Annotated in this window: 12 protein-coding genes; all 12 read right to left on the bottom strand. The window is 72.3% G+C overall.

Annotated features, from left to right (window positions below):
* Window positions 1-261: 261 nt before the first annotated feature.
* The gene (locus tag I596_RS17010; RefSeq protein WP_223303865.1) at window positions 262-651 is read right to left on the bottom strand and encodes a DUF3703 domain-containing protein; all 390 of its coding nucleotides are present in this window, start codon (window positions 649-651) and stop codon (window positions 262-264) included.
* 37 nt (window positions 652-688) lie between these two features.
* Window positions 689-1,054 (bottom strand): hypothetical protein, encoded by a 366-nt coding sequence (locus I596_RS17005; RefSeq protein ID WP_223303864.1) that lies wholly within the window; start codon window positions 1,052-1,054, stop codon window positions 689-691.
* 255 nt (window positions 1,055-1,309) lie between these two features.
* Window positions 1,310-2,347 (bottom strand): DUF6607 family protein, encoded by a 1,038-nt coding sequence (locus tag I596_RS17000; protein WP_223303863.1) that lies wholly within the window; start codon window positions 2,345-2,347, stop codon window positions 1,310-1,312.
* A gap of 112 nt (window positions 2,348-2,459) precedes the next feature.
* Window positions 2,460-3,128: a hypothetical protein gene (locus I596_RS16995; protein ID WP_067650703.1), complete on the bottom strand. Its 669-nt coding sequence runs from the start codon at window positions 3,126-3,128 to the stop codon at window positions 2,460-2,462.
* Window positions 3,129-3,385: 257 nt separating this feature from the next.
* Complete coding sequence (gene hemP / locus I596_RS16990; protein ID WP_083965681.1) at window positions 3,386-3,607, bottom strand: hemin uptake protein HemP; 222 nt, start codon at window positions 3,605-3,607, stop codon at window positions 3,386-3,388.
* Between the two features lie 343 nt (window positions 3,608-3,950).
* Complete coding sequence (locus I596_RS16985) at window positions 3,951-5,096, bottom strand: glycosyltransferase family 4 protein (protein WP_067650701.1); 1,146 nt, start codon at window positions 5,094-5,096, stop codon at window positions 3,951-3,953.
* A complete protein-coding gene (locus tag I596_RS16980) occupies window positions 5,093-6,142 on the bottom strand; it encodes a GDP-mannose 4,6-dehydratase (protein WP_067650699.1) in 1,050 nt (349 codons plus the stop codon). Before I596_RS16980 ends, I596_RS16985 begins: the two co-directional genes overlap by 4 nt.
* Window positions 6,135-7,631, bottom strand: a complete 1,497-nt coding sequence (locus tag I596_RS16975; RefSeq protein WP_067650697.1) for a glycosyltransferase — start codon at window positions 7,629-7,631, stop codon at window positions 6,135-6,137. The genes I596_RS16980 and I596_RS16975 overlap by 8 nt, the downstream gene beginning before the upstream one ends.
* Before the next feature lie 2 nt (window positions 7,632-7,633).
* Window positions 7,634-10,300: a glycosyltransferase gene (locus I596_RS16970; protein WP_067650694.1), complete on the bottom strand. Its 2,667-nt coding sequence runs from the start codon at window positions 10,298-10,300 to the stop codon at window positions 7,634-7,636.
* Between the two features lies 1 nt (window position 10,301).
* Window positions 10,302-10,532 (bottom strand): hypothetical protein, encoded by a 231-nt coding sequence (locus tag I596_RS16965; protein ID WP_067650692.1) that lies wholly within the window; start codon window positions 10,530-10,532, stop codon window positions 10,302-10,304.
* Window positions 10,529-11,239, bottom strand: a complete 711-nt coding sequence (locus I596_RS16960; RefSeq protein ID WP_067650689.1) for an ABC transporter ATP-binding protein — start codon at window positions 11,237-11,239, stop codon at window positions 10,529-10,531. The genes I596_RS16965 and I596_RS16960 overlap by 4 nt, the downstream gene beginning before the upstream one ends.
* 1 nt (window position 11,240) lies before the next feature.
* A complete protein-coding gene (locus tag I596_RS16955; protein WP_067650687.1) occupies window positions 11,241-12,002 on the bottom strand; it encodes an ABC transporter permease in 762 nt (253 codons plus the stop codon).
* Between the last annotated feature and the right edge of the window lie 104 nt (window positions 12,003-12,106).

The following is a 12,106-nucleotide window of genomic DNA, read 5'->3' as shown; positions in this document are numbered from 1 at the left end:
GACGCCGAGGAAGCGCCGGGACATACCTTCTCGTCGAAGGTCGCCGTGCGACCGATGAACCCGCATGCACGCAAGGTTTCGCACGAGCGACCCGATCGTCACGGCAGCCCGGAAGCTCGCCGTGCAAGACCAGCCGAACAGGACAATCCTCGGGTTGCCGTGCGTTTCTGGCACCCGGTTTCGCCGCGTATTCTGGCGCGCCGTGTCGGATCGGCGCCACGTTGAGTGATTGGAGCGGCGATACGGCGGTCGTGTGCCGAATCAACGCTCGCGAGCGTGCCTGATCAGCGCGTCCAGATCGGGCGGAACCGGCATGCGTCGGAATGGGCTGATGTCGGCACCGCCGGTATTGCCGTGCGGCACCAGGCCGAATACGGTCTTGGTCGCCGCGCCGGCGATGCGCAGCAGCTGGCCCAGGACTTCGCGCAGATTCCGCTGTGCGAAGCCCCAGTACAACATGCGCACGTGCACACGGACGTGTTCGATCGTCGAGGCTTGCCCGAGTACATGCGCACGTTCCAGATGGACGAAGGCGCGCGTCGCATCGTCCTCGGCAAGCGCGCGATCCGCGGCCTGCAGTTCGGCGTCGACGTAGGGGCGGATCGCGCGCGTGAAAGAGGGCATGGAGGTCTTCCTCGAATCGGTCAGCACCGGCGGCCCAGGGCTGCCGGCGCCCGGCGCCGAAACATCATTCGGTCGCGGCCTGGCAGGCGAGCAGGTCGCTGTCCTTGATGACCCACTTGTCGGTGTCGCCGCACAGATCGACGCTTTCGACGATGCACTCGTCGCCGTCTTCGTCGACGACCCTGACGTCCCAGGTGCCGCAGGCCACGCCCGTCAGCGTCAGCTGATCGCCTTTGGCGAGCGTGTGCTTGCCCAGATGGTCCTCGCCCCAGTCCGAGTCGCTGGTCGGCGCGAAGTACAGCTCGTTGATCGACCAGTTCGACTGGTTGACGAAGATGACCTTCGAATCACCCTTGGCGGCCAGTGCCGCGGTGGCAGCCAGGACGAATGCGAGCGGCAGCATCGATGCGCTGCGAATCGGATGCGACATGAGTTTTCCCCCAGTTGGCGGACGGGTGCCGGCAGGCGATCGCGCTGCCACGGGTCGTCCGTGCACGAGTATACCGGCGGCGGGCTTCAGGTCATGCGCGCGAGACGAAGGCGTCGTACCGCATCGCGCACCGGGCCGGAGCTTGCGCGGGCGGTCGCGCATCGACCCCCGGTGTAGCCGAGGACGCCGTGGCGCCGCCGTTCCGAAGAGAACCGTCGCGCCGTACCGTGCCGGCTGGCGCGACGGCAGCCGACGTTACGGCGTGATCGATTCTTCGGTCAGCGCCAGTCCGTAGCGTGTCATCACCGCGTCGATCTCGGCACGGCTGACGGTCTCGCCGTTGCCGGCACGCTCGGCCTGCGCGAAGAATTCGGTGATGCGCGGCTCGCCGTTCGGCTCCGGGCTCAGCACGAAGCTGGGGTGCAGCGCGAAGCCGCGTGCCCATTCGGCGCGCACGTCGGCCCAGTAGGCCTTCGTCTTGCGCCAGTACGCGCGGCCCGGGCCGAAGTCGTGGTCGGTGATGCGTGTGTAGCTGTTGATGCCGTGCTCGCGCGCCAGCGCCTGTTCGGTGCCGTCGGCGCGCAGGACGACCTTGGTGTTGTCCTGCTCGTGCACCCAGCCGGCCGGCGTCAGCGTGTGGCGGTTGATAACGTCCAGCGCCTGGTAGTCGCTGCGCTTGGTGAACTCGCGGCGCGGCAGCGGCCGGCGCGTGAGGTCCGATTCCCAGGCATCCACGCCCGCGTCGTGGCGCCAGCGGCCGATGCCGGCATACCGGGGCGCGTCATCCACTTCATAGACCACCTGCGACCAGGCGCCTTCGGCATCGGTGGCGGCGACGGGCTCGGTCTGGAAGCGGCCGTTGCCCCGATAGCGCAGGATCTGCGTCGGCTGGTAGTGCCAGTCCTGGCGCCAGTGTTTGATGACGTGGACATCCTCGCCCATCTTCATGACCAGGATGTGCTGCAGCACGATGCTGGCGCCGTCGTCGCTGACGACCTCGACCAGCTCGGTGCCGCCCGAGCGTTGCGGTGCCTTGGGCTGGTAGCCCGGCGCGAGCGCAGCGGTCTCGTCGAACGTGAAGCGCACGCGAAACTCGCCGGCCATCGCCAGGATGCTGCGCCGGTCGCATTCGAAGGTGTTCTGCGCGGTGGGCGGCAGGCCGGCGCAGGGACGCGTGTAGACGGCCGGTGCGGCGGGCAGCGTGGCGGCCGTCGCGCCGGCCGGTTTCTTGGGGGCGGTGCCGGCGCAGGCGGTGAGGGCTAGGGCCGATGCGGCGATGGCGAGCAGGCGCATGTTCAATCCTCGGGGAACGAAAAAGGACGCTCCTGCGCCGGCGGCAAGGGGCGCAGGGAGCGGTGGCGTGATGCGACCGGGCGGCCGCCGGGGCGCGACGGACGATGCACGATCAGACGGACACCGGGGCACCGGCCCAGTCGGCGCGTTCGTCGGTGGCGATCAGCCGGGCGAGTGCCAGGCCCAGCGGCGAGATCGCCGCCGGTGGCCGCGCGCCGAGCGCGTGCAGCCACGGCAGGCGGTTGACCGATACCGTCAGGACGCTCGCGCGCCACGGCGTACCCAGCCGTGCCAGTGCGCCGCGCAGGTAGGTGATCGGTGCCTGCCAGCGGCTGCCGCTGCCGATCGGCTCCTCGTCGGTCCGGTTGCCGAGATCGGCGAGCAGGCGATCCCAGGCGAGGTAGTCGGTGTCGGGCAGCAGGAACAGCTTGGCCTGGGCACGGCCTTGCACGTCACGCACGGCCAGCCATTCGCGCGGACCCTGCGGCGTCACGGCGGAGCCGGCGACGACCTGGGTGCTGCGCGCGAGCGCGGACAACGCAGGATGATCGAGCAGCATCACGCCGCGCGCGGTCATGCAGGCGCGTTCGTGCGGCGACGGACGCGGATCCCGATGGATCCACAGCACCGGCCCCAGGCGTGGCAGCCAGTCGGCCAGGCGGACCAGGTCGTCGTCGCGAACCGGCGAGGGTGCGTCGTTGGCGGCCGGCAACGGGTCGAAGCCGGTCGTGGCCGGCTCCCACGACAGCGCTGGATCGTGAAGCGGGTAGCCGTCGCTCATGCGTGTTTCCTGCCTGGAGGCCAAGGGTCCGGCCGGTCGATGGCGGATCGAATCGAGCGCCGCCCCGCCGGGCGGGGCATGGCGCGCGCGGCCGCGGACCGGCGACGCCGGGGAGTTCCGAACGGAGCGCTGGCTGGCATGGCAACCGTGGATGGCGGGACGGTTTCCGGCTGGCTAGGCGACGTTGGAGCGTATGCGGACGCGCGGGGGAGCGCCGCCGCAGATCCGGGACATCGGCCGCTGCGGGCCGGGCGAACCTATTTGGTGAGGATCAGCTTGTCGTTGCGGGTCAGCCGCAGCCGGTATTCCTGGCCGGCGTGATCGATGACCAGCTCACGGCCACCGGAGAGGAGGCGCTGGCTGTCGATGCGCGGGGCGCGCTGTTCGGCGCGCGGCGGGCGTGGGCTGTCGGCGGTGGCGATGCGAACCGGAGCGGCATCGTGCGCCGATCCCGTGGAGAGGCTGGACGTCGTGAGCATGGAACCGTTCCTGTTGCGAGAGGTGTCGTGAATGATAACGATTCTCATTTGAGTGTCAACAGGCCGCATCCCTGCGCTTTCCGGACGCCCCGGGCCGGACCCGGGTCGGATCCCGACGCGGGCGCCATCCGGCGCCTGGCCTCGCGCATCCGGGAGAACGCATGCGCGTCCGGCAGGCATCGCCGGGGGTTCTCATCGACCCGAGCGTCGCCGAGTCAGGCCGGGCACGGTTCCCGTTACAGGGCACGCCGGGATGCCGACGGCCTTCGCTGCAGGCAGCCTCGTAGCGAACACCTTGCGGCGCCGTACGGCACGCAGGAACACCCGACGCGCGCGAGGCCGGTCAGCCGTCGGCCAAGGCCTCGCGGTAGACCGCGATGGTTTCCTCGACGCAGCGCGACCACGGAAAGGCGCGTGCGCGCTCGACGCCCGCCTGCGCTGCATGCGTGCGCCACGGTGCGTCCTCCAGCAGACGGACCAGGCCGTCGCGGATCGAGGTCTCGTCCAGCGGATCGATCGTCAGCGCGGCGTCGCCGGCGACCTCCGGCATCGAGGAGACGTTCGACGTCAGCACCGGCACGCCGCTGGCGAGCGCCTCGAGCACCGGCAGGCCGAAACCTTCGTACAGCGACGGGAACGCGAAGGCGCCGGCACCGGCATAGATCAGCGGCAGGTCCGCTTCGTCGACGTAGCCGAGCCGGCGCGCGACGCCGGCGGCTTCGAGCGGGCCGAGCACGCGCTCCAGCTCGCGGTTGAGCCAGCCGCGCGCGCCGACGATGACCAGCGGATACGCAGCGCGCAGCGCCGCCGGCAGCAGCGCATAGGCGCGCACCAGGCGGACCAGGTTCTTGCGCGGCTCCAGCGTGGCGACCACCAGCAGGTAGCGGCCGGCTTCCAACTGGTGCCGCGCCAGCGCGGTGGCGAGCTCGTCGGGCCGCCGCGGGCGATAGACCGGATCGACGCCGAGCGGGATCACGCGCAGCTTCGTGCGCGGCACGCCCAGGCGCTGGACGGCTTCGTCGGCGATGAACTGCGAGTCGGTCAGGATGAAGCGCGCGCGTTCGAGCGACGGCGGCAGGTGCCGGTCCATGAAGCGCACGCGCTCGACCGGGTGCGTCTCGGGGTAGTTCATCCACGACAGGTCGTGCACGGTCGTCAGCATCGGCCCGTCGAACGGCATCAGCACGTAGTTGGGCGTGTGCAGCAGGAAGCCGCGCATGCGCCGCGTATGCGCGCGGAACAGCGTGCCGCGCATCTGCGTGTAGAGCTCCAGCGCCGCGGTCTTGAACGGCAGCCGCTTGCGCAAGGTCGCTATCGTGCGGTTGGCGCGCAGCGCGTGCTCCGGATCGTCGACCCAGTGGTAGGCGGAGAACAGCTTGAGCGTCTCGATGTCGCGGTGGCGCGCCAGGCCGCGTGCCAGCTCCAGCGCATAGCGGCCGATGCCGGTCAGCGGCGCAGTGATCGCATCGACGTTGAAGATCACCTTCATGCGCGGCCCTCGCGCTCGAGGTCGGCCGTCACCATGCGCCGGGCCAGTTCCGCCAGGTCCACCTGCGGTGCGAAGCCGAGCACGCGGCGCGCCTTGGCCGCGTCGCCGAGCAGCAACGCCGCATCGACCGGGCGCAGCAGGCCCGGGTCGACCGTCACGCGCACGCGGCCGGCCGCGTCGACGGCGACTTCCTCCGCGCCGCTGCCGCGCCAGGTCAGCGCGATGCCGGCGGCGGCGAAGGCCAGCGTGGCGAACGCGCGGATGCGCGCGGCCCGGCCGCTCGCCAGCACGAAGTCGTCGCCGTGCGGCTGGGCGGCCATCGCCGCCAGGGCGGCGACGTACTCGGGCGCATAGCCGAAGTCGCGCTCGGCATCGAGGTTGCCGAGCGCGACCGCGTCCTCGCGGCCGAGCGCGATGCGCGCGGCGGCGCGTGTGATCTTGCGCGTGACGAAGGCCTCGTCGCGCCATTCGGACTCGTGGTTGAACAGGATCGCGCTGCTCGCGCGCAGGCCGTAGCTGGCCCGCCATGCACCGACCGCCGTGTGCGCGAGCAGCTTGGAGACGCCGTAGGGCGTTGCCGGCGCCGGCGGCGTGGTCTCGTCCTGCGGCGCCTGCCGTGGCCGGCCGAAGATCTCGGCGCTGGCGGCCAGCACGAAATGCGCGTCGCGCGCTTCGTTGCGCAACGCTTCGAGCAGGTGCAGGGTCGAGCCGCCGTTGGCGGCGATGCTGGCCAGTGGATCGGTGAACGAATCGGCCACGCGCGACTGGCCGGCCAGGTGGAAGATCGCCTGCGGGCGCACGGCGGCGACCAGCTCGCGGCAGGCGGCGGCGTCGCCGAGGTCCAGCGCATGCAGGCGCAGGCCGGGATCGGCACCGATGCGCAGCTCTGCCAGCCGCCAGGCCGGTGTCGCGCCGCCGGGCCGGTAGGTGCCGTCCACGGCGACCCCTGCGGCCAGCAGGTGCTGCGCCAGCAAGGCGCCGTCCTGGCCGCCGATGCCGGTGATGAGCGCGCGGGCGTAGGGCAGCGGGGCTACCGGGTCAGGCATGCGGCGGGTCTCCGAAGGAGCGCGGATTGTCGGCGATGCGGCCATCGTCCGACCAGTCGATGCCGAGCCGCGCACCGGCGGCGCGGGCCGCCTCGGCCAGCGCGGACGGCGCACCGCCAGCTGCCAGCTGCTCGATCGCGTGGCGCTGCAGCCAGTCCCACAGCAGGTCCGCGGCAGGGCCGGTGCCTTCGGCCACTGCGGTCCGGCCGCCGCCGGCGTCGCTGCGCAGCAACCGCCAGCCGTCCGCCGCGACCGGCTCGATGTGCCAGGCCTCGGCGCCGGCATCCGTCATCGCGGCTCCGGCAAGCCCCAGCACGCGCGGCCGCGGGGCGTTGGCCGCCGTGGCGCCGGCGAACAGGCGGCGCACGCGCCAGTCGAGCACGCGCCGCGGGTAGGAGAACAGCGTCGCGCCGACCTCGTCCTCGTAGCGCGGCCAGCGCGTCCGCAGCACGGCCATGCCTGCCTGGCCCAGCGCGATGCGGCGCGCGTGGCCGAAGCTGCGGCTGCGCGCATGGCGCACCAGCACGTTGCCGGCGACCGCGTGATGCCAGCCGGCCGCCGCGGCGCGCTGGCACCAGTCGTTCTCCTCGCCGTAGCCCTGCGGGAACGCCTGTGCGTCGAGCAGGCCGACCGCATCGAGGGCGGCGCGGCGCAGGTACAGGCAGAAGCCGTTGCCGGTCGGCAGCATCGGGTAGGCGAGCCCCGCACCCTGCCACAGCGCGCGCGCGGACTGCTCGAAGCTCCATGCGGCCGGCAGCGCGTTCTCGCATTCCAGCTCGGGGACCGAGAACGCCCCGGCGTTGTCCGAGACGGCGGTCGCGCTGGCGATGTCGGGACGGCTGGCGATCGCGCGGCGCAGGCCGGTCAGCCAGTGCGGCCCGACCTCGGTATCGGCATTGAGCAGCACGACGTCCGCGTCATCGGCCGCCTCGATGCCGCGATTGGCGGTGGCGGTGAAGCCGCGGTTGTCGGGATTGCGCAGCACGCTGACGCCCGCCAGTCCGGCGTAGCGCGCGAGCAGCGGCGCGACCGCCGGGTCGGTGCTGGCGTCGTCGATGACGATCAGCCGCGCCCGCCCGGTGGTGTGGCGCAGCACCGAGGCCAGGCAGCGCGCGACGTCGTCGGCGGCGTTGTAGACCGGCACGACGACGGCGACCGCCGGTGCCATCGCATCGGCGCCCGGCGGCAGCAGCTGGGCGCCGTCGTCGGTGGTCGCCAGGACCAGCGTCAGCGGCTGCCGGAGCAGCGGCGGCCCGTCGCGCGTGAGCCGCGGCAGCAGGGCGACCCGCCGCCGGCCGGCCGGCGCGAACGGGAACGCGAGCGCGGCGATGCCACGCGCGTCGATCGGCAGGTCGGTGAAATAGGTGCCGTCCAGGTCCAGCGCGACGCGCCGGTCCGGCGGCAGGCCGGCATCGGCGGCGAAGCGCAGCACCAGCCGATGGCCGTCCCAGTCGGCGTCGAGCAGCAGCGGCAGGCGCGATGCCGCCATCGTCAGCCGGCGCGGCGCGTGGAGAGGCCGTCGCGGTCGGTCGGAAGCGGGCGTGCCGTGCGCTCGGCCAGGATGCTGCCGTCGGCGATGGCGGCCTGCAGCGCGCGCTGGTCCGGCGTCAAGACGTCGAGCGCGCCCGGATGCGAGCGGCCGTGGCGCAGGCCCGGCTCGATCCAGTCGGCCACGCGCTCGGCCTGCGGTGCCGCCAGGCCGGCGACGCCGAGCGCGACCAGCTCGTGATGGAGTGCCTGCGCGGTCGCCAGCGGCGTGTCGACGAGGGCGGCGTAGTCGACCAGCACGCGCGGCTGGCCGAGGCTGGCGTTGAAGGCCTCCACCGTGTAGCGCTCCCACAGTGCCAATGCCTGGTGGCGTGGCATGCCGTCGCGCCGTGCCAGCGATTCGGCCACCTCGACCGGGTCGCGCACGACGTGGATGAAGACCGGCCGCGTCAGCAGCGGCAGCAGTTCACGCGCCAGCAGGCACAGCCGCGGCTCCTTGATGAACCAGGGGCGGCGCGGCTCGAGCGTGTCGAGCACGGCGGCGGCCTCGCGGCGGAACGCATCGATCGCCGCTGCCGGTGCGGTCACCGGTGGCCGCTGCCAGTCGCCGCCGGCGGCGGCGAGGCGGCGCACGCAGGCCATGTGCAGGTCGGCGTGCTCGTAGTGGCCCTTGGGATTGTCCGGCCCGCGCAGCAGGCGCTCGTCCGGTCCCGGCCAGACGCCGAGGGTGGCCAGCAGGCCACCGACGCTGGAGGTGCCGGAGCGGTGCATGCCGAGCACCACCAGCTGGCCGCCGGCCGGCCGTGCCAGGTCGACCGGTCCGAAGACCGGCGGCGCCGGCTGCGGCGCGGTGAACGTGCCGTCGCGGGTGATCTGCTCGTGCAGCCGGTCGGCACTGGCGTCCAGGTCGTGCGCGGCGGCGAAACCGTCCGCCTGCGCCAGGGCCGCCGTGCGCCAGGCCTCGCGCTGCGCGAAGGCCTCGCGCAGGCGCGCCGTCAAGGCCTCGCCGTCGACGTCGGCCCACAAGGCGCCGCGCTCGGCCGGGTCGGCGACCATCCGGTACTCGACCGCATGGCCGTAGGTCTCCACCAGGTCCTGCTGGCTGCCGTAGGCCGGTGCGATCAGCGGCCGGCCGCAGGCGATCGCCTCGCGCGCCAGCGGATCCCAGCCGGCGCCGCGGCGTGCGCTGACGACGACGTCCGCCGCGGCGATCAGCGCGGCGCGCTGCTGGGCCGGGAACGACCAGCCCGATAGCGCCGTGATGCGCGGCGCGTCGGCACCGGCGGACAGGCGCTCGACGGCCTCGCGGATCGCCAGCTCGTCGTCGCCCGGGCGGATGTAGACCAGCAGCTCGACCGGATCGTCGGCGTGGAACGCCGCGCGGAACGCCGCGACGAGACGCTCCGGAGCGTCACGGCGCAAGCGCTCGACGACGGCCAGGAACACGGTCCGGTCCGGCGCCCGGGCCAGTGCCCGGGCCTGCGGATGGAAGTACGCGCGATCCACGCCCAGCGGCACCACGTCGATCGGCCGCCGATAGCCGGCGCTGGTGAAGGCCTGTGCCTGGAACCGGTCCGGCACCAGCAGCCGGTAGCACTGCGCGTAGCGCTCGGCCCAGGCCGCCGGCACGCGGTCCCAGTCGCCGAAGGCGAGCGCCAGCCGGCGCCGCCCGACGATTGCGCTGTCGGGCGGTTCGGCGGCGCAGTACAGCGCCGCCTCGGGACGCGCCGGCAGGCTGCGCCGGGCGGCCAGTTCCAGGCGGAAGTCCTGGGCATCGAGCACCTCGCGCCGCACCGGCGCATAGGCCATGCGCAGGCCGCGGGCGTCGAGCCGCCAGACCAGCTTGCGCGCCAGGTGCGCATGGGCCTGCGGCGTGGCGGTGGTGCCCTGCCAGAGCACCGTGCCGCGGTAGCCCGCGCGCAGGCGCTGCTGCCAGCGCGCGGCGAAGCTGCGCCGGCTGTCCTGCCACAGGCGCTGGCGGAAGCCGCCGTCGTCCTGGGTGGAGCCGTGCTGGACGTGGTGCAGCGTCACCGCGCCGGCGACCACGCTGGCGATACCGGCATCGGCCGCGCGCAGGCAGTAGTCGGTGTCCTCGTAGTAGCTGTGGAAGGCCTCGTCGAGCACGCCGATGCGATCGATGCAGTCGCGCCGGAGGTAGGCCAGCGCGAAGGCCACCGCCTGCACGCGACGCGTCCGGCCGTACTGGCCGATGTCGATCTCCTGCAGGCCCGACTCGCTCTGCTGGCCCCACAGGTCTTCCGGCTCGATGAAGCCGCCGGTGTGGAACAGCCGCGGCTCGCCCTCGCCACCCAGCAGGCGGCAGCCGACGATGCCGTGCTCGGGTGCCGCATAGGCGGCATCGCGCAGGCGGTCGAGCCAGTCGGCCTGGGTGAAGATCAGGTCGTTGTTGAGCAGCACGACGTCGTTGTCGGGCGGCGCCGCGGCGATGCCGGCATTCATGCCGCGCACGAAGCCGAGGTTCTCCGGCAGGCGCAGGTAGCGCAACCGGTCGCCGTAGGCGGCGATCGCGGTCGGCGTCTCGTCGGTCGATCCGTTGTCGACGACGAGCAGGTCGGCATCGGCCGGTGCGCTGGCCAGCAGCGAGTCCAGGCACTGCCGGGTCAGCGGCCACTGGTTCCAGGCCAGGACGATCAGCGTCGCGCCGCGCACCTCACGGCTCCGTGCGCGTGTCCGGCCAGAGCCGGGCCAGGAGACGCGCCAGGTCGTCGCGCGCGTAGCGCGCCGGTGGCGTCAGCAGCAGATCGGCCGCCTCGACCGGCGCGGCGGCCGCCGGCGCGGTACCGGTCTCGATCTGGTGCATCGCCAGCACCAGCAGCTGCCGCGGCGAGAGCCCGCGGCGGCGCGCGGCGCCGGCCAGGCGTGTGGCGGCTTCCGCGTTCACGCGGCCGCCCCGGTCAGGTGCAGCTGCTGGTGGTAGGCCTCGAACACGCTGTCGCGGTCGCCTTCCATCACGCTGCGGCCGTGCTCGATCCACAGCAGCCGGTCGCACAGCTTGGCTACTTCCGGCTCCGAATGGCTGACCAGCACGACAGTGTGGCCCTGGCGCATGCGCTCGCGCAGCGCGGCGCCGGATTTCTGCTGGAACTCGGCATCGCCCACGGCCAGCACCTCGTCGATCAGCATCACGTCCGGTTCGACCTGGATCGCGACCGAGAACGCCAGGCGCATCACCATGCCGCTGGAATAGCTGGAGATCGGCTCGTCGAAGAAATCGCCGAGCTCGGAGAATTCGCGGATGGCCGGCAGGCGGGCGATGATCTCGCGCTGGCGCAGGCCGAGCATCAGGCCCGACAGCACGGCGTTGTCGCGGCCGGTCAGGTACGGCATGAAACCGAGCGCCAGCGACAGCAGCTGGCAGGAGACCGGGCCGCGCCGCACGCGGCCGCGATCCGGTTCCAGGATGCCGGCCAGCACGCGCAGCAGCGTGCTCTTGCCGGCGCCGTTGCGGCCGATCACGCCGAGCCGCTCGCCGCGCTTGAGGCGCAGGCTGACGTCCTCCAGCGCCCAGTAGCGGCCGCCGCGCATGCTGCGGGTGGCGTTGAAGGCGACGCCGACGTTCTCCAGCTCGATCAGGACTTCGTCGGACATGTCAGGCCGCCAGCTTCGGATAGCGCGGCGTCAGGCGCACGATCATCGTGATGCCGAGCGCGCAGACGGCGGCGGAGACGCCGGCCACCTTGGCCAGCGCGCCCCAGTCGGGCCAGCGTCCGTACATCACCACGCCGCGGGTGGCGTCGACCAGGCCGGCCACCGGATTCCACTGCATGACCGCATGCACCTTCTCGGGCATGTTGGTCAGCGCGAACACCACGCCGGACAGGAACATCACCACGGTCAGCACCTGCTCGATCACGAAGCGCACGTCCGGCACGAACGGTACCACCGCCGCCAGGATGAAGCCGCCGCCGGCGGCGAACAGGAAGATCGCCACGAAGATCACCGGCAGCGCCAGCCAGGCGACCGTCGGCGGATGGCCGAGCAGCCAGAGGATCACCGCCAGCAGCGCGAAGATGAAGAAGAACTTGACCGTGTCGGCCAGCATCTGCACCAGCGGGAACACGATCAGCGGCAGGCGTGCCTGGCGGATCAGGCCGAGGTTGGACCAGATCGCGTAGCCGCCGTGCGTGATGCACGACTTCATCCACTGCCACATCGTCAGGCCGGTCAGCAGGAACGCCAGGTTGTCCGGGCCGCCGGTCTTCAGGATCACGTCGAAGACCAGCCAGAACGCGCCCATCATCATCGCCGGCTCCAGCAGCCACCAGATGATGCCGAGGTAGTTGCGGGCGCGTTCGGCGCGCAGTTCCGCGTAGGTGCTGAACAGGATCAGCTCGATGACGTGTTGGCGCATGCGCGAACCGGTGAGGTCAGGCCGCGCAGGATACCGAAAAAGGGAGGGGGTTCGCCCATCTGCAGGATCCTTGGGCTTCGGATCAGCTCCGGCTCTGGCTTCGG

This window comes from Dokdonella koreensis DS-123, assembly GCF_001632775.1.
GTDB lineage: Bacteria > Pseudomonadota > Gammaproteobacteria > Xanthomonadales > Rhodanobacteraceae > Dokdonella > Dokdonella koreensis.
Note: the sequence above shows the minus strand (reverse complement) of the source record. Positions and strands in the feature narration are given on the sequence as shown.